Source organism: Phormidium sp. FACHB-592 (assembly GCF_014695795.1).
Classification (GTDB): domain Bacteria; phylum Cyanobacteriota; class Cyanobacteriia; order Leptolyngbyales; family Leptolyngbyaceae; genus Stenomitos.
Genome location: NZ_JACJOZ010000074.1, coordinates 240,672 through 258,072 on the forward strand (window position 1 = coordinate 240,672; position 17,401 = coordinate 258,072).

At 50.5% G+C, this 17,401-nt stretch carries 15 protein-coding genes; 8 read left to right on the forward strand and 7 right to left on the reverse strand.

Translation table 11 applies throughout. The features are described 5' to 3' along the window. Window positions 1-427: 427 nt before the first annotated feature. The 3 genes from H6F86_RS19965 to H6F86_RS19975 all read right to left on the reverse strand — a co-directional run bounded on the left by H6F86_RS19965 (window position 428) and on the right by H6F86_RS19975 (window position 3,662). On the reverse strand, window positions 428-1,567 hold the full coding sequence (locus H6F86_RS19965) for an AI-2E family transporter (RefSeq protein ID WP_190450445.1): 1,140 nt from the start codon (window positions 1,565-1,567) through the stop codon (window positions 428-430). A 96-nt stretch (window positions 1,568-1,663) separates the two neighbouring features. Next, window positions 1,664-2,521, reverse strand: coding sequence for an ABC transporter permease (locus tag H6F86_RS19970; RefSeq protein WP_190450446.1), 858 nt, complete (start codon window positions 2,519-2,521; stop codon window positions 1,664-1,666). 130 nt (window positions 2,522-2,651) lie between these two features. Next, window positions 2,652-3,662, reverse strand: a complete 1,011-nt coding sequence (locus tag H6F86_RS19975) for an ABC transporter permease subunit (protein WP_190451051.1) — start codon at window positions 3,660-3,662, stop codon at window positions 2,652-2,654. A gap of 477 nt (window positions 3,663-4,139) precedes the next feature. Here H6F86_RS19975 and H6F86_RS19980 point away from each other — a divergent pair, with 477 nt between their 5' ends. After that, a complete protein-coding gene (locus H6F86_RS19980; protein ID WP_190450447.1) occupies window positions 4,140-4,514 on the forward strand; it encodes a hypothetical protein in 375 nt (124 codons plus the stop codon). 117 nt (window positions 4,515-4,631) lie between these two features. Here the strand turns inward: H6F86_RS19980 and H6F86_RS31935 are convergent, their stop codons facing one another. After that, window positions 4,632-4,814: a hypothetical protein gene (locus H6F86_RS31935; protein ID WP_206756059.1), complete on the reverse strand. Its 183-nt coding sequence runs from the start codon at window positions 4,812-4,814 to the stop codon at window positions 4,632-4,634. 434 nt (window positions 4,815-5,248) lie between these two features. On the opposite strand from H6F86_RS31935, the gene H6F86_RS19990 reads away from it, so the two are divergent. The 4 genes from H6F86_RS19990 (at window position 5,249) to H6F86_RS20005 (ending at window position 8,553) form a co-directional block, all read left to right on the forward strand. Further along, complete coding sequence (locus tag H6F86_RS19990; protein WP_190450449.1) at window positions 5,249-6,157, forward strand: MoxR family ATPase; 909 nt, start codon at window positions 5,249-5,251, stop codon at window positions 6,155-6,157. 139 nt (window positions 6,158-6,296) lie between these two features. Continuing rightward, on the forward strand, window positions 6,297-7,565 hold the full coding sequence (locus H6F86_RS19995) for a hypothetical protein (protein WP_190450450.1): 1,269 nt from the start codon (window positions 6,297-6,299) through the stop codon (window positions 7,563-7,565). A 135-nt stretch (window positions 7,566-7,700) separates the two neighbouring features. After that, the gene (locus H6F86_RS20000) at window positions 7,701-8,093 is read left to right on the forward strand and encodes a hypothetical protein (RefSeq protein WP_190450451.1); all 393 of its coding nucleotides are present in this window, start codon (window positions 7,701-7,703) and stop codon (window positions 8,091-8,093) included. 28 nt (window positions 8,094-8,121) lie between these two features. Continuing rightward, a complete protein-coding gene (locus tag H6F86_RS20005) occupies window positions 8,122-8,553 on the forward strand; it encodes a hypothetical protein (RefSeq protein WP_206756060.1) in 432 nt (143 codons plus the stop codon). Window positions 8,554-8,638: 85 nt separating this feature from the next. On the opposite strand, the gene H6F86_RS20010 is transcribed toward H6F86_RS20005, so the two are convergent. Beyond that, the gene (locus H6F86_RS20010) at window positions 8,639-9,010 is read right to left on the reverse strand and encodes a transposase (RefSeq protein WP_190451053.1); all 372 of its coding nucleotides are present in this window, start codon (window positions 9,008-9,010) and stop codon (window positions 8,639-8,641) included. A 508-nt stretch (window positions 9,011-9,518) separates the two neighbouring features. On the opposite strand from H6F86_RS20010, the gene H6F86_RS20015 reads away from it, so the two are divergent. After that, window positions 9,519-11,426 (forward strand): adenylate/guanylate cyclase domain-containing protein, encoded by a 1,908-nt coding sequence (locus H6F86_RS20015; RefSeq protein ID WP_242033606.1) that lies wholly within the window; start codon window positions 9,519-9,521, stop codon window positions 11,424-11,426. 292 nt (window positions 11,427-11,718) lie between these two features. Next, a complete protein-coding gene (locus tag H6F86_RS20020; RefSeq protein ID WP_190450453.1) occupies window positions 11,719-12,417 on the forward strand; it encodes a DUF928 domain-containing protein in 699 nt (232 codons plus the stop codon). A 188-nt stretch (window positions 12,418-12,605) separates the two neighbouring features. On the opposite strand, the gene chlP is transcribed toward H6F86_RS20020, so the two are convergent. Together chlP and H6F86_RS20030 are read right to left on the reverse strand one after the other, a co-directional pair. Further along, window positions 12,606-13,829: a geranylgeranyl reductase gene (gene chlP, locus H6F86_RS20025; protein WP_190450454.1), complete on the reverse strand. Its 1,224-nt coding sequence runs from the start codon at window positions 13,827-13,829 to the stop codon at window positions 12,606-12,608. 234 nt (window positions 13,830-14,063) lie between these two features. Then, window positions 14,064-14,744, reverse strand: coding sequence for a hypothetical protein (locus tag H6F86_RS20030; protein WP_190450455.1), 681 nt, complete (start codon window positions 14,742-14,744; stop codon window positions 14,064-14,066). 475 nt (window positions 14,745-15,219) lie between these two features. Here H6F86_RS20030 and H6F86_RS20035 point away from each other — a divergent pair, with 475 nt between their 5' ends. Then, on the forward strand, window positions 15,220-17,208 hold the full coding sequence (locus H6F86_RS20035; protein ID WP_190450456.1) for a caspase family protein: 1,989 nt from the start codon (window positions 15,220-15,222) through the stop codon (window positions 17,206-17,208). The last annotated feature ends 193 nt before the right edge of the window (window positions 17,209-17,401 follow it).

Consider the following 17,401-nt stretch of genomic DNA (forward strand, 5'->3'; position numbering starts at 1 on the left):
CCAAGTAAACAAAGGGTTAAGCCTAAAATAATTATTGGTTCAGATGATGTTTTAAGACGCCTATTTGTATTAGAAGCTGCTGAATGACTCGCCCAGTATCATACAAATTTTCTCAGCTACGACAAAGTTGTCAGGCACAGTGCACTCAAAACGTCGCGATTATGCTTACAAAAAATGCTATGGGTTTGAATTGCTAGAGCGATTAACTAGACCAAAGCCTAATAAGTTTTAGCGAGCTTTCTTTAGCAGGAGTTAACGTTTAAGGTGCAGCTTTCTGTCTGTTAAAGAAGCCAGAAAGCTCGTCCAGGCAATTAGCCTTTCACTGTCTCAGCCGCAATTGCAGCGATTAGGTTAGGCAGTAAGGCTCACGACTAATCCCTACACGTGAAGGCAGGATAACTTGCTTCTCTTAAGAGGGTGTAAAGCTCTAGGACGGACTTTCTGCAACGGATTGAATAGGGTCTTGGCTAACAGTTGAGTGGGATGCCTGATTGACGATCTCACTTTCAGAAGGGCTTTCAGGCGTAACTGACTCAACAGCAGAATGTTGCCGATCTTCGATCAGATCTTGAATGAATCCGGCTACAGGGACAGCCGTGAGTAATCCTGGTAAGCCAGCAATTTTAGTACCGATTAGGAGCGAAATAATGACCCAAATTGGTCTGAGACCAGTGAAGCCTCCCAAGACACGGGGTGCGATCGCCTGATCGACAATTTGATCGATGGTGGCAGCAACAGCAAGCGTTTTTACACCCAGCCCCAAATCTTGTGCGGCAACCAGCAAACTAATCAACCCAAAACTAAGGACATCCCCAAACGGAATAAGGGTCATCAACCCTACTAAAAGCCCAAGGAGTAAGCTGTATGGTACGTTGAGAAAAAAGAAAGCCAGCGTCAAAGCGGTGCCCATAATCAGCCCCATTGTCGCCTGACCAATGAAATAACGGTTGAAGTTGCTTTCTAACTGTTGAGCTGAGCGATCGCGGTACTTTTGCGGCACCCACTGAAAAAAACCATCCCAAACACGCCTGCCATCAAGCAACAGGTAAAGCGTTAGAACAATTACAAGCAGCGCTTCTGACAGGCTACCGATCGCATCAAGCGTCAATGTTACGCTCTGGTCAGCAAGTGCTTGTAGCTCACCTGGCAACCGATCAGAGAATTGTGCAATCAAGCGATTCAAATGTATAGGTAGCCGACGACTCAACGCCCATGCCTGTAGCACCTCTAGCTTTTGGCTTAAGGCTGCAATCCAATCGGGCAGCAGTGTGACGATCTCGTTTAACTGCGTCACCACAGTCGGAAACAGCGTCACCCCCAGCGTAATCAATACCACCAGGCTTACCACCAACACCAGCAAAACGGCGTAGCGGCGTCGAAGACCACTCCGATACAAAAACTGCACTGGGTAATTAAGGACGTAAGCCAGAACAGCAGACAAGATTAAAATCGTGAACAGTGGCTCAAAGTACTGCACGAGCTGGAGTAAGACCCAACCGTTGAGGACAATAAACGGCAGCGTTAACCGAATCTTAAGCCATTGAGTCCATTGATCAGATCCAAGCATGAGGGAGAGAGTAGGAGGGAGAGAGGATGGGGAGCCAAGCGTGAGGCTTCCTTCTACCCTACACCCTACACCCCTTCCCTAACCCGGGTCTGTGGCTCAGTTCATGCTGATCGATCGCGGGTCAAGTCCATCGCGCAAGCCATCGCCTAAGAGGTTAAACGCAAGCACCATTAACGTAATGAATAGGCCAGGAAAAAGAGTTGTCCAGGGGGAAGAGAGCGAATATCCTCCTTTAAACGCATCCGACAGCATTGCTCCTAGTTCTGGTGTTGGTGGTTGTGCGCCCAGCCCAAGAAAACCTAGCCCAGCCGCTTCTAAGGTTGCCGTGCCGATCGACAGCGTTGTTTGCACCACAATAGGAGCAAGGCTAGCTGGCAAAATGTGGTGGATAATAATGCGATCGGGCGTTGCCCCCAACGCCCGCGCTGCCTCAACAAATTCTTGCTCTCGTAGGGAAAGCACCATGGCACGGGTCAGCCGCGTAAACAGCGGAATTTGTGCCAGACCAACTGCAATCACTACACTTTGGATGCTGGGACGCGTGACAGTAACGATCGCGATCGCCAACAAAATTGATGGAAACGCCAGCAAAATATCTGTGAGCCAACCAACGGCGACTTCAATAATGCCTCGAAAATACCCCGCCAGCAGTCCCAACACTAAGCCAATCAACAGCCCAATGCCCACCGATACAAGGCTGATGCTAAGTGATATCCGGATGCCATACCAGACTAGCGTCATTACGTCCCGCCCCAAGGCATCTGTACCAAACCAGTGTGCTGCCGTCGGTGGTAACAGCCGCACCAGATAATCACGATCGGTAGTCGGATCATACGGATGCAACACCGGAGCCAGCAACGCTAAAGCGCTCAGAGCGATCGTCAAAACCAGCCCAATCTTGCCAGCCGAAGACTGCCAAAAGCGCTGAAAAGCTCGTTGTGTCAGATATGGCATGGGAAAAAGCCGCAGAGGACATTGTTGGAGTTCAGAAGTAGACAGAAGGCAAACGGTAAGAAAGTGTAGCCACAACTCCCAACGTCTAAAGCTTGCAACTCAAAACTCGAAACTCTCTTGTATTTCTTCCTCACCGAATTTGAATCCTAGGATCAAACAAAGCGTAGGAAAGATCGACCAGTAAGTTGACAAGGACGAAGGCGATGGAAACCAACATGACACCACCCTGCACCACAGGATAATCACGCGCCAGAATGCCTTCATAAATCCAGAAACCGATACCAGACCAGGAGAAAATAGTTTCCGTCAAAATTGCGCCTGTCAGCAACGCCCCAAACTGTAAGCCCGCGATCGTCGTGATCGGCAAGAGTGCATTCTTGAGCGCGTGTCGCAAAATAACCCAGCGTTCTGGCACTCCCTTAGCGCGAGCCGTGCGGATATAGTCCTGAGACAAGGTTTCTAGCATGGCGCTGCGGGTAATGCGAGCGACGATCGCCAGGGGAATTGTACCCAGGGCAACGGCTGGCAAGATGAGATGCGCCAACACATCCCTAAGAGCGACCCCATCCAGCCTAAGGAGTGCATCCAGAACGTAGAAGCCTGTAAGAGGTTGGAAGTTAAAGCCCGCTTCAACGCTGATCCGTCCGCCGGGCGGCAGCCAATGCAAGTTGATGGCAAACAGGTAGACCAACAGCAAACCTAGCCAATAGACGGGCAACGAAACACCTAACAGCGAACCAGTCATCGCCAGGTTATCGAGCCAGCTATTTTTGCGAACCGCAGCAAGAATGCCAGCAGGCACCCCTACCACCAAGGCGATCGCCATCGCAGCCACCGACAGCTCAAGGGTAGCGGGAAACCGACTGCGAATTTCGTCAGCCACAGGGATACCGCTAATGATGCTGACACCCAGATCCAAATGGAGCAGTTGATTGAGAAACGCAAAGTACTGTGCCAGTAGCGATCGATTCAACCCAAGTTGCTCTCTCAGGGCAGCGATCTGCTCCGGTGTTGCCCGATCGCCCAGAATAACAACCGCTGGATCGCCAGGGATGAAATACAGAAAACTGGATACTAGCCAAGTGATACCAACTAAAACGGGTATTAGTCCAAGCAAACGTTTAAGAATGTAGAGCCACACAGGCAATTAACTGGCAATGAGTATAAGGAAGATGATTGCACGCTTAAAAAGCATCTAAAAATTATTCTAAAAATCCATACGGATGCCATTGCCGACAATTGTACGAGCGTAACTTAAAAGAGCTTTATATAACGCAATCATTAGTCTTAGATCTTAACTTGCGGCTAAGACAGAGCCAATGGGCGATCCCAGTCTTGTCAATTGCAAAAACTGACTAGCACTCGTCACAGAATGGAAAACTAGATAAGAAAGAGTCATATTAAAGGTGCGAGTAATAGTTTGTTTTTGGGTACTAAAAGTAAGTTGAGGCACTGTTTAAGCTGTACCTAAGAAATTGTAAGTCAGCGACTACAGAGGGTATAGAAAAACCACTTTCTATTGCTTTTTGTAAAGAGTATCAGCGCCTTAAACAATGTGTCTCAAATTAACTTTTCTTTTGGTTCGGCAACTAATTAAGATCTTCAGGAGGACAAACCTATGTCAGTACTTTTTAAAACAGACTTAGCAGAATATGCTCGTCAATGTACTCTACAGCGACGACGGTATGAGGAATGTGTTCAGAACGCACAGAAAAGCGGCATGAACCCATCACTAGCCACTTCAGCTTGTTCAATAGACCAAGCCAGCGATTTAGATGGCTGCCCTGAACGAACCATGCAGGGCAGTGTCGTAGATCTCCTAGAACTATCGGTTGACCCATTATGGGAAGACAAACAAGTAGCTCTAGATAACGCAGGCAATGGGCAACCAGAAGAACAGCCCTGGCATGGCGATCGCTCACACTCTGTACAGCAACCGACCGCTGGTGCAACACGAAAAGGTGCGAGTTCCGTCAGCTACGGCGCACCCTAAAAGTAAGCAAATTGCAGCACTTAATTTAAACTTAATTAAGCTATTAGCGGTCAATGATCAGCTTGAAAAATCAGGCTGATCACTGATAGTTAATAGCTTAAAATTTATTGATTTTGCCTATGACGTTGATGGCAACACCGCTTGCGGATCGGTCTGTACTAGATTGCAGCCTCTGAGGAGCAAGTGATTTTGCAAGAACGTCAGATGCTCTATACACACCATGCGCAGGTGCGATCGATGCTGCCATTGGCTCATAATAATGATCGGCATACTGTTGCCATCGCCTTCTGCTGCACTCAAAGAAACGCTTGGTATGAGACGCAAGCTTCTAAACGTGCTGTTCTGGAAGAAACGGGTGTAGTTGATCGAGCCTTGGAGCCGTGTTTAGAGCGTTAGACGCCAGTATCGATCGCCCGTAATCAAGGTCATTTTCCTGTAACCCGTCGCATGCCTAACGCTTCCAATGTTTGCGCTGTGGGGGAGTACCTAGCCGATACCAATGACATCGGTAGAACTTTGGCAGAGAGGAATAGCGCGTTTCCTTCCTCGCAGTGTAGTCACTTCCAACCTGAAAGAGCACGGAACGATTCCTAAACTCTGGAAAACACTGCGCCACAGCTTGAAGCTAGCCGCCATAATGCAACCCCTATTTGCGGTCTCAACGCTAGCTTGATAGTGTTAGTTGGGCATACTGAACTACTCACACTCCACTGCCCCTTGGAACTTGCATCAGCATGAGAGAACGCATTCAAACACTGACAGAAAATTTGGGTCGAACAATCGTCGGCAAACATGACGCGATTCGACTGGTGCTGGTAGCGCTAATCTCAGGCGGACATACTCTCTTAGAAGACGTTCCGGGCGTTGGCAAAACCCTGCTGGCAAAATCACTCGCGCGATCGATCGATGGCAAATTTCAACGTATTCAATGCACACCTGACCTGTTGCCCAGCGACGTCACCGGGACAAATATCTGGAACCCTAGCAAAGGCACGTTTGAGTTTCTGCCGGGTCCCGTATTTGCCAATATTTTGCTAACAGATGAGATCAACCGCGCTACTCCACGAACCCAGTCCGCGCTACTGGAAGTGATGGAAGAACAGCAGGTGACAGTTGATGGTGTGTCGCGTCAGGTGCCGAATCCATTTTTTGTCATTGCCACCCAAAACCCTGTAGAGTACCAGGGCACCTTTCCCCTTCCAGAAGCGCAGATGGATCGGTTTATGCTGTCGCTCTCGCTGGGCTACCCTACAGAAGCAGAAGAACTGCAAATGCTGCAACGCTTGCAAAACAGAGGAGCATTGGAGGAACTGCAACCCTGCTTGTCGATTGCAGACGTACAAGAACTACGCCGACGCGCTGCCTTAGTAAATGTGGATCAATCGTTGCAACAGTACATCCTCAACTTAGTACGGGTAACCCGGCATGATGAAGAAATCACGCTGGGAGTCAGCCCCAGAGGTACGGTTGCTCTATGTCGTGCCGCCCAGGCAATAGCGTTTTTAGACGATCGCGATTATGTTATCCCAGATGATGTAAAGTTTCTTGCGCCGCACGTACTCGCTCATCGCATGATTCCAATTGGAGGACGAAGGGCACGGGTGATCGTCGATCGACTACTAAACGCTACACCGATTCCCTAGCGTCGGTTTAAGGTGTCGTGCAAAAAAAATGATCACTACCCATGCTTCTGTAGTACTATCGTACTAATATCAATGACCTAGCCATTCGTTTCTTTTTGTTGAGAGACGTTTGGCTAAAGAAGCTGGTTATTCCCCGACCATGGACGAACTTCACGCACGCGTTAGATCTTTTCGATCATCGCCAACAGAAATAAACCTTGCCAAGCAGCCCTATCCAGAGTTTGACGATTCGGATACTGCTCTAAGGCAAGGAGAGGCAAATGTGGTAGAGATGCCCAATCGACAAACGCATGAAGCCTTTGTGCCGCTATCCTCTGAGCCATCGCAAACGCAGCGCTCCACAGCAAAGCGGAAGCAAACTGCTGCCAAGCGTAAGCCAGCAGCGGCAAATCCCAAAGCGCTTTCTTTCCGTCAAATGCGGGATGGACATCAACAGCCCTATATCGACGAGTTAAAGCGCTTGGAGGCACAGGCAGAACGGATTAATCAACTGCTCGCCGATCGCAAGCGGAAGCAAGCGCGTGCTGGACAGCCCGAAGCCCTTACGAACCATGACTCGCTTCTTGAGGCAGATAAACCGTCTCCCAAAAAGAAGGCTTCAAAAAGTGCTAAACAAGCCTCTAGACCAGCAGCACGATCGCCTCAGCGAGAGGTTCCGCCGATGCCAGCACCAGATGACGACACAGAAGCGTTAGAAGCTCAGGCAGCACGGATTAAGGAGTTACTGCAAGCACTAGAAACCGCTATAGCAGAGGGCGAGACACTGCCGCATGATGGGTCGATCGCACACCACAGCAGCATTGAAGACCCCGTTGAGCCTGCTAATCCTGAGGTGAAAGTGTCAGTTCCACCTTCTGGTGTAGAACCGTTTAACTCCAGTACCTACCGCCATAGTGCCGATACACTGCTAACAGGTAGCCAAAAGCCAACAATCATCGGAGCGACTGACCACAAAGCACAGCAAGAGGCGGCTGAAACAGCTCAAGCGCTCCGCTATCTGGCAAGCCGAGACACGTTGGAACCTGCGATCGCGGCTCCTCGGCAAGAGCCGCGCCGCCCTACAGGACGCTCACACGAACCGCGATCGTCTGCCAGTTCCTCGTCCGCAAATGTTTTGACCATCCGGCGTTATGCGTTAAAGCTGCGGCAGTTTCTCCAGATGCCACACACCTCGCTTGATCGAGTGAAGGATGCTGCCTTGTGGATTGTGCTTGCTGCTGCCATCCGAGTGGGAGCGCGACTTTTACTCATGCAGGTTCCAGCACTTGCGCCAGTGTTATTGGTGCTGATGTTTGCGCCTGCAGCGGCGGCTGTATACCTGGCAATGTGTGTGCCAAAAGCTGGGTTCGTTTCCATTTACCGCCTGTTTCTTATCATGCTGGGGCTACTGCTGGGTGGCAGATTTTAGTTAACCAATAGTCAGCGCATCAGTCAGTCAGTACTTCAGGCAGCCCGACGGTGGACTCCAGCACCTAGAAGGCGTTGGTTGGTCTGCCGAGCGATGGCTGGATTTTTAGCTAACAGCGATCGATGAGGAGAACGAATGCAATACCCAAAGTCTGAACGGTTTAATTCAAGGCAGCTAATGGCTGGCGGAGTAGTGTTGCTGTCGTTTGGGCTTTTGCTAGACCTGCATAGCCTACCGTCTTTTCTTAGCAAAAGAACTTCTGGCGAACTGTGCCAGGAAGTTGTGCAATCACAAACGAAGCTGTCGAGGCAGCAGTTAGCACGCTTACTTACAGTGCCAGAGGGCGATAAGAAGCAAAAAGTGCAGGAGATTTTAAAAGACCCGTATTGCAAACTCGTTGATCTTCAGGTGCGTGTCGGTGCAACAGCGCAGCGGGAGGCTTACCAGCTAGAGTTTGAACCGCAGACGTGGCTGGTCGTTCTTTATGAAGGCGATCAATATGCTGGCTATCGTTTCAATATTCGCTAGGTCGGAGATTGCTCTGCTCAGCATAAGCTTGTTGGTCGCAACGCTGCTTTTACCGTTGGGCTGCGCCAAGTCTCCCAGTGATGAGGCACTACTTAAAATCAAGCTGTATCAAAACTGGGAGCTGCAACCGGGTGACACGATCAGCGATCGCAAAGTTCTTGGTGGGCTTGGTGATATTGCTGTGGCGCTTGATGGTAACCCTGTCTATGCACCGTTTGATGGTCGCGCTCAGCTTGATAGCAATCGTTGCCTGATTTTTTCTAGCCCTGACGTACCAGCTTATCTCTTTCGCCTCTGTGGGTTAAACAAACCGCGTCTCGGTGCTGTTAGCCAGGGCGATGCGATCGGCAGTGGCAGGTTACTTTTATTTGCAGCATTACGCAAGCAGCCAAACGGTACTTGGGCGATCGTCGAGCCTGCTAAAGGAATTTTGGAACGCACGCTGAAGAAGGCAGAGTGAAACAGTCAAAGGGTCGATAAGCGTAGCTATTGAGTAGCTGGCGCAATTATTGATAAGTGCGAAGCCGAAATGCTCTAATACCAATTTAAACGGTGTTCAAGGCAGATAAGGCATCCAAGATGAAGGGATAACCAGTGATGGCAGCAGTGATTTCCAGTGTCAACTGGGCTAGGAGTTGATCAACTTTGGTTTGCAGTTGAGCCAGCGTTGTGAACGAAGCCCACTTGAGCTTTGCTTTGAGATGTTCCCACAACCGTTCACTGGGGTTTAGTTCTGGACAGTAAGGCGGCTGAAAGAACAAAATGACATTCTCTGGCACCACCAGACCTTTGCCCTTGTGAAACCGTCCATTATCCACTTGAAGGATATTGAGACTATCGAGATACGCCTTGGAAAACTCATCTAAAAATCGTTGATAGCATTCGGTATAAGTTCGGTTGTAGGTGGTTGAGCGCAGTCGAAACCCAGTCGCTCAGTAATGCTTAATCTAGCTCTCCTACTTACGAGTGGAGACGGCACGTCATACTAATTCCCTTACACGCTACAAAGCAAGATCCCCCTACCTGCACTTCCTTACGAAGGGGGATTGAGAGGAATCATTGGGAGAATCTATAGCCATCACTGTTTGAATTGAGACAAGCAGTGCAGTAGGACTTGTAATCTCGAAAGGGAAATCGGCATGAGAGTCGTTAACAGCTAAATTTTCTGGTTGTCAGGATATTGTGCTGTAAGGGATGTATAGCCTTAAAGGGCTGCTGCATTTTCTGAACAATCTAGGTGCATTGCTTGCCTTGCTTGAACTGTTAAGAACGAACGGTACGCTTTGAGCGGCTCAGAATACACGCCATACTAAATGGGGTTGAGCCACCGTTCAGCAGCTTCAGTTCAATATTCAATGTGGTGAAGCGAAGCTGAGAGTACCCGTGATTGCCAATTGGAAACGCTGCCGCAATGGGTGGATAAAGTTGACACAGCTGCCAGCGATCGTTATGGTGCAGCTAGCGATCGTGGCTACGAGTGCGTCCGTAACCGGGGTTTTACTAGGTATACGACAGGTGGGTTGGCTGCAACCGCTGGAACTTGCTAGCTATGATCTGATGGTACGTTTGCGCCCCGACCAAGAGGTTGACCCACGCTTGCTGCTTGTGACTATTACTGAGGCAGACATCAAAGCACAAAAGCGGTGGCCCCTCTCAGATTTGACGATCGCAACAGCCCTAAAAAACTTGCAGCAGCAACAGCCCAGCGTTATTGGCTTAGACCTGTATCGTGATCTGCCCCAGGAGCCGGGTACTGCTGCCCTCGTCAAGCAACTGCAACAGTCAAACGTCATTGCCATTACCAAAGTTCCAGATGCGGATGATATTGGGGTCAAGCCGCCGCCCAGTGTGCCTAACGAGCGCGTTGGTTTTAACGACATTGCTAGCGACCCGGATGGTGTCATTCGTCGTGGGCTGCTGTTTGTTGATACTGATGCAACAACGCTCTACGCCTTTTCGCTACGGTTGGCGATTGCCCACCTCAAGCAGCAGGACATCACACCACAGGCGGGACGTGATGCCAACCATCTACGCTTAGGTGCTGCTGAATTTATCCCTTTAGAAGCTACTACTGGCGCGTACCAAACGGTGGATGCTGGGGGCTATCAAATTTTGCTCAACTATCGGGCACGTCACAAGCTGGCACGTCAGGTAACCCTAACTCAGGTATTGAACGGCGCAATCGACCCTAGTTGGGTCAAGGGCAAAATTGTGCTGATTGGCACCACAGCTCGCAGCGCCAAAGATTTGTTTCTTACGCCCTACAGTGCTGCTGAACCACAAAACCCCCTGATGCCCGGAGTGGTAATTCATGCTCAACTGGTGAGTCAGTTGCTGAGTGCTGCCTCAAACGAGATATCGCTTTTTGAATACTGGGCTGATTGGGTAGAAATGCTTTGGCTAGGGGTTTGGGTTCTGATTGGTGCTAGCCTTGCCTGGTTTGTGCGTCACCCGCTAGGGCTAGCACTAGCAATGCTCACTACAATGACAACGCTGCTGGCAACCTGCTATACCCTGTTTCTGCATCAACTTTGGGTGCCTGTTGCTCTGCCTGTAGTGGGTGTTCTCACTGTTGTCATGCTGGTTGTCTCCTACCGGGCACAGCGAGCGCAGCGTCAGCAGATGATGATGATGAAACTGCTGGGGCAAAACACATCGCCAGAAATTGCTACAGCGCTATGGCAAAGCCGTGATCGCCTGCTTAAGGCTGGCAAACTACCAGGGCAACGGCTGACTGCAACCATGCTGTTTACCGACATTCGTAACTTCAGCGTCCTTTCAGAACAATTGCCGCCCGAAGACTTGCTGGAATGGCTAAACGAGTATCTCAGTGCCATTACCGAGGAGGTGAAAGCCAATCAGGGCATCATCAACAAATTCACAGGTGATGGCTTGCTTGCCGTTTTTGGGGTACCCATGAACCGCCGCACGCCGATCGAAGTGTCGCAAGATGCCTGCCTTGCAGTTGAGTGTGCGCTTGCTATGGGCGATCGCCTGGATCAGCTTAATCAAGACTGGCAGACACGCAATCAGCCTCTTGCCCAAATGCGAGTCGGTATTTTTACTGGACCGATCGTGGCTGGTAGTTTGGGTGGTAAAGAGCGGTTGGAATATGCCGTTATTGGCGATAGCGTTAACATTGCCTCTCGTCTGGAAAGCTACGAAAAACACCGTCAGACAGAAACGTGCCGCATTCTAATTGCCCAAGAAACCCTCGTGCATTTACAAAACAAATTTGTGGTTGAACCGTGGGGGCTACTTGCCCTCAAAGGCAAACAGCAAATGGTTGATGTCTATCGGGTGCTAGGTCGTGCCCGTGCGTCGAAGGATTAGCGTTGTTGGTCAAGGTGCAACTAACCTAATAACTAAGCAAGCTGAAGCGTTGAGTAAGTTTTAACCTTTGCTTAGAACGAGTGTATGAATAAGAACATCAAATTGTCAGTAATAGTCTGATAGAGAAGCTGAACACATCTGTTTAGCTGCTGAAGCTCCAGCACAATTTTCCGTAAGCCTGTATGCCGAGTCAGTAGTTATACCTGCTGTCAGTCTTACAGTTCCTCTCCCAAACAACGGTTTTAACGGTTAAAGCGGCTTAAATATGCGCCTTCAAAACAAGCGAAAACTGATGCTTGCCTGCCTATCTAGTGTTTTAAGCGTGGCTATGTGTAGTGCGCCACTGTTGGCGATCGCGCAAGAGTATCGCCCACCTCAGCGCGGCACCCCTGCACGACGTGAAGGTGCAGGCACACGCGGTACTTGCCTGCGGGGACCAAAACTACTCATGCCATTAATTCCGATCGATAACTTCAGTGCCACTGTGTCCAGCAGTCCCACCTTTTTCTGGTACGTGCCCAGAGCGGAAGCGCAGACAGCCGAGTTCGCACTGTTAGATAGCAATGATCAAACGCTTTACAAAACTGTCATTAAGCTGCCAAACACACCAGGTATCGTGAGTTTCAACTTACCGACCAACGTTACCGCGTCTGTTTTGACGGTTGGCAAAGATTTTCACTGGCAGCTTTCGCTTCTCTGCGATCCTAGCCAACCATCGGTCAACCCGTTTGTCGAAGGTGTGGTGCAGCGCATGAAACCATCTGCTGCCTTAGCCAGCCAACTTAAAAAAGCAAGCGTGCGCGATCGCCCTGCTCTTTACGCTACCGCAGGTATCTGGCAGGATGCGCTTGCTACTCTAGCGCAGCAACGGTGTACCAACCCACAAGATCCACGCCTGGTTGACAGTTGGTCACGGCTATTGCAGTCGGTTCAGCTCGAAGACTTTGCCAAAGAGCCGTTGCAGTCCTGTCCAAACGTGCTCCAACGGTGATCTTAGAGGCATAGCATTTGCAAAAAGTGCTGGCTACAGAGAATCAGTATTAGAGGACGGTGCTGGAAAATAGCCACAAAAAACCAGCATTAAAGACACTCCTTAATGCTGGTTAAATCCAAGGCGTTAATGATGGGTTGATGGCGCAATAGCAACCGAATAACTAGCAATCAACCACGTTTCAGACTCTAGGGTGCAAGTGCATTGCCACGAATCAAGCTACCGATCGTCTTCGCTGTGATCTTAAGCTGCGTTAGTGGATTCGCTGGCACAACTGTTTTGTACAGGTAACTGTCAAAGGTGAGCTTTTGCACATCAAGGTCAGAGCACATTTCAACAAATGCCTCGCGAGTCGCATCCGAGCGGTAGAAGACGGTTTGCAGAATATCGAGCACCTTGTAGGTCAAGCCATATTGCTTGTCCCAACGCTTGATGTAAACCTTAAGATCGGCTTCAGTGGGAACGCGGTCGCCCTTGCCAGAAAATTCCACAATGGCTTCAGCACACATCCGTGCCGACTTCGCTGCAAAGTAAATGCCTTCACCGGAGGACTTTGTAACCGTTCCAGCCGCATCACCCACAAGTGCGACCCGACCTACCACGCGGCGAGGTCTAGGATGTTCGGGAATGGGGTGTGCTTCAACCCGAATGATTTTGCCGCCTCGTAGTTTCTCTGCTGCACGAGCGCGAATGCCTGCTTGCAGTTGCTTGATCTTTGCCTGGTTGGGCTTCATGGTGCCTGTACCGACTGCTACGTGGTCGTATTTAGGAAACACCCAGGCGTAAAAGTCGGGCGAAACATCATCACCGACATACATTTCTGCCAGTTCGTTGTAATACGCCATTTTGTCTTCAGGAAGACGAATCCGCTCCTGAAAGGCGATCGCGTAATTGTAGTCACCGGCATCGATCGCTTTCGCTACCCGCGAATTAGCACCATCCGCACCAATCACCAAATCGACTTGCAGTGTCTTGGGTGTTCCTTCCAGGCTGCCATTGGAGTGATCCGCGTAGTGCAGCGTGTAGGGATCTTTGTCATTGCTGGGAATTTCCAGCTTGTGCATCGTACCGTTGATGACCTTAGTGCCAAGCTTTTCGGCACGATCGCGCATAAAGCCATCCAGCACTTCCCGGCGGCACATCCCAATGTACTCATCGTCCTTCAGTGTACCGCCAATGTTGACCTCCACGTTTGAGGGCGAGATCATTTTCATCTTGCGAACACGGCGATCGATAATTTCTGGCGGCAGGTCAAATTCGCTTACCATACATAGCGGAATAGCTCCACCGCAAGGCTTCACGTTGTTTAACTTACGCTCAATCAAATAGGTTTCAATACCCGCTTTTGCCAAAACTTCCGCCGCAGAGGAGCCTGCTGGACCGCCACCGACAACCGCAACCCGTAGTGCCAAAGGTTTTCTCCTAAAATCGCTAGAAGCTACAGGATGCATGGTATCACGGAGCTTTAACAGACACCCGTGAGTTGGAGCAGATCCCGCCAAGTTGAAACAGAGCTTAACAAACCTGGGACCGGGAGAAGGAGACAAGGCAGAATTGGGAGCATAGGAAGAGACGGGAAGAAGGAGAGCTTTGCAACCACTTCCTCGCCTCCTCAGCTTTCCCTGCCTCCCCCTGCTTCCTATCTGCTACTTTCCAATATTTGCTGGAGTGGGAATACGCTGCGGCAGAATAGGGCTGCGGGTCGGGGTTGGTGTTTGAGTTCTACCAGTCGTTGCACCAGTTGTTGCGCCACCACGAGCCGCTGCGGGTGCCGTGGAAGTGTTGGCAGGAGTCGCTCGCGGTTGCGGTGCCGTGGAAGTTGCAGTCGGAGCCGAGGTTGTAATCGTTGGCTGAGCGGTTGTTCCTGCGCCAGAGGGTGCTGTATTCATACCCAAGAGCGCTTTAGCGGTGCTGTAATAGGTTGCCCAACGACGTGCATCTGGCTGACCGCGCCACTGAGAGCGGGTTGTGGTAAGTGACAGCACTGGCACAGTAGAGGTCGCGCTTTGAGCAATCACAACGATCGCGACATCCGTCATCAAAATGTCACGATCGAAGCTGCGTTGTGTGGCGGCTCTGGCGATCGCTTCAGCCCGACGTACTAGCGTGTCATAGGTTTCGCTGGGCTGTACGTCGATCGTCACATTCACCGTCCCTGTATAAGCGTGAACGGCAGAGGGTGCGATCGTCTGCATTACCAGCCCACTACCAACTAAACCCAGGACAACGGCTAAACCCACTGGGGCAACTTGCGGCGGCAACTGCTTGAATCGAGTTTGAACGCTTGTCTGTATTAAGCTTGCTCGTACTAAACTTGGTAGTTGCATTGTTACTCTATACTCCTTCTTAAAACGTTCATCAACAAGTCTGCCCAGTGCTGGCACTTAACCTGCTTACAGCAAACGGAAATGCACTCAAAATCTCAACTGAAAACTTTTATTTCACAGGCTGGAATGATTATGGTCGATCTGGCTTCAGTTGATTGCAATTGATTAACAAAGTGATGCAGCAAAGCATGGCATTGTCCTGAAGTTGCTGTACATAGCTGCTCTTGTCATTCTTGCTTTTAGCGCAGCACGACAGTGAAGGGAGAGCAACAGATAGGGATGGCATCAGGTAATGCTTTACGTTCGTTTCTCAATTACTTATGTAAAGGCAATGCAGTGAGGAGAGGCAGCGGTTTAAGACTTTTGCGATTACTTAACTAATCAACCTCAATTTAGAATTTTGCCTTCTGAGATGAGCGTGTCATGATAGACATGACTGGGAATGCTATGTCAAGAGATATCTGGGACGGCTGGCATGAGACACTGGGCAATCAGCATTGGCATCAATCAGTATGAGTTCTTGCAGCCTTTGAGCTATGCCCAGCATGATGCTCAGGCGATCCACCGATTTTTGGTTGAGGCGGGGGGCGTTCCGGCTGAACAATGCCTTCTGCTAACAGAAACCTCGCCACCCCAATGGGGCAAATCGACCTATCCTGATCGCGAGACGATTCAAAGCTGGCTTGATCTACTCATCCAGCGGTATGTCCAACCAGGCGATATGCTGTGGTGCTTTTTTAGTGGGTATGGCGTGTGCCAGCAGGGGCAAGATTATTTGATGCCGATCGAAGGCAACCCAGCGGCGATCGCTACAACTGCCATACCGCTTGAAGCGATTTTTCGCAGCTTGAGGCAGGTGGCAGAGGCGACCGTTTTAGTGCTGCTAGATATCAACCGCAACGAAAGCAGTTCGTATGAAACAGTCGGCACCCATACAGAGCATTTAGCAAGCATCACAGGCATCCCTACCATACTGTCCTGCCAGTCAGGTCAGTTCTCGCGTGAAACGTCAGCGTTGAGACATGGGTTTTTCACCGCAGCGCTGTTAGAAAGCTTGCGAGACAACCGCTCTACTACGCTAGCGGCAGTGGAGAAGTATTTGAGCGATCGCCTGCCAGAGTTGAGTGAGCACTATTGGCGACCGATCCAGCAAGCTGTCACAATTTGTCCAGACGAAAAACGACAACAGCCTCTACTACCCCTGGCTCCTGGGGCAGCGACTCAGCAGAACGGCGATCGCTATGCTCCTGCACAGACTGCTTTACAGAGTGATTCTGGGGTGGCTGTGAATGGTTCCCTTTCTACTACCGCCAGAACGCTACCTGATGCAGGTATACCTTCTATGACGTCTGGCGGTGCTGCCAGTGGTAGTGGTTGGCAGTCAGTTGCAACAAAGGGACAATCGCTCGATGCGAAGGACAGGGCAATCGCGACATCAGGATACTTACCCCCTTATGCTACTGCTGCATCTAATGGCAATGGCAATGTCTCGACGAATGGCTCCGCACACCATCCAAATAATTTGACCACCGTCTCGCCTCAGACAAATGGCAGGATGTCAGCGCCTAGCATTCAGGCAGCGCTGCCTATCGACAGTGTTGCCCAAAATCATGACAATAGAGTTGCCCAACCCCCTCCAGTGCCTACCGTGCCACAGCCGTATTCTGACTATCCCGAGGACTCGGACGAAATCCCTGATGCTCTTTTCTGGCGACCGGTGCTGCGATGGGGTGGGGTAGCTGTCGTTGTGCTGATTGCGGGCGTGCTGTTGCGCAATTGTGCAGCCTTTACGCCTAAAGCACCAGCAACTGGACAGCAATCGGGTACTGCTGCCTTGCGTCCATCGCCGTCTGGTACAGGGCAGCCAGACGTAGCATCGCTGACAACGCCATCGCCACCTGCTAACACAAGCTTACCCGTTCCAACCCCTACAGCCTCTGCGACGAAAGCGATGCCATCTCAGTCCATCGCAACGGCTCAAGACTTTGGCGCTTCAGGAGCAAGCCGTCTGTCTCCAACAACGATCTCGCCTAACAAGCCGGAAGCCGCGGCACAGGCGCAACCTACTCAGACAATGGGCGCAGCATCGATCGCCCAACCATTGACCCTATCTCCGTTAAATAAAGCAAGAGCACTGGCGGCGGCAAATACAGGTCAGGCATCATCCTACTCGTCTGCGATCCAAGAAGCTAAGACGGTGAAACCAGGTCAACCAGAGTATGCCCAGGCTCAGAAAGAGATTGCGTCGTGGAGCCGCCAAATTTTGTTGATGGCACGCGAACGGGGTCGACAGGGACGTTATGATGCGGCGATCGTGTCAGCGCAATTAGTACCGCAAAACCAACCAATTTATGCTGAGGCAAAGGGCGCACTTCTCCGTTGGTGCTCCAGACTCGATCGCCAGCGAAACGCTAACCCAGTGCAACGACGACAGGCAAGAACGATTTGCCGTAATCGTGGCTGATGCATTGTCAGGCAGGAGTAACTACTGTTTCACAACGACTGAGGATTGTGGATTTAATAAAACCGAGTATTTGCGTAGGATGTATAAAGCCGTTCCGGCATAGCAGAAAAGCGCAGCGTCATGCATCAAAAGCTTTGGAGGTGATGCGTTACGGCTATTGCCTTACACATCTTACAAAATTCGATCTTATTTA

Bases quoted from the DNA above. Each gene is read 5' to 3' on its own strand.
- H6F86_RS20000 (WP_190450451.1), top strand. From the start codon at position 7,701: ATGCAATACCCAAAGTCTGAACGGTTTAATTCAAGGCAGCTAATGGCT.
- H6F86_RS19995 (WP_190450450.1), top strand. From the start codon at position 6,297: ATGGACGAACTTCACGCACGCGTTAGATCTTTTCGATCATCGCCAACA.
- H6F86_RS19970 (WP_190450446.1), bottom strand. From the start codon at position 2,521: ATGCCATATCTGACACAACGAGCTTTTCAGCGCTTTTGGCAGTCTTCG.
- H6F86_RS19990 (WP_190450449.1), top strand. From the start codon at position 5,249: ATGAGAGAACGCATTCAAACACTGACAGAAAATTTGGGTCGAACAATC.
- H6F86_RS20020 (WP_190450453.1), top strand. From the start codon at position 11,719: ATGCTTGCCTGCCTATCTAGTGTTTTAAGCGTGGCTATGTGTAGTGCG.
- H6F86_RS19980 (WP_190450447.1), top strand. From the start codon at position 4,140: ATGTCAGTACTTTTTAAAACAGACTTAGCAGAATATGCTCGTCAATGT.
- H6F86_RS20035 (WP_190450456.1), top strand. From the start codon at position 15,220: ATGAGACACTGGGCAATCAGCATTGGCATCAATCAGTATGAGTTCTTG.
- H6F86_RS20030 (WP_190450455.1), bottom strand. From the start codon at position 14,744: ATGCAACTACCAAGTTTAGTACGAGCAAGCTTAATACAGACAAGCGTT.
- H6F86_RS19965 (WP_190450445.1), bottom strand. From the start codon at position 1,567: ATGCTTGGATCTGATCAATGGACTCAATGGCTTAAGATTCGGTTAACG.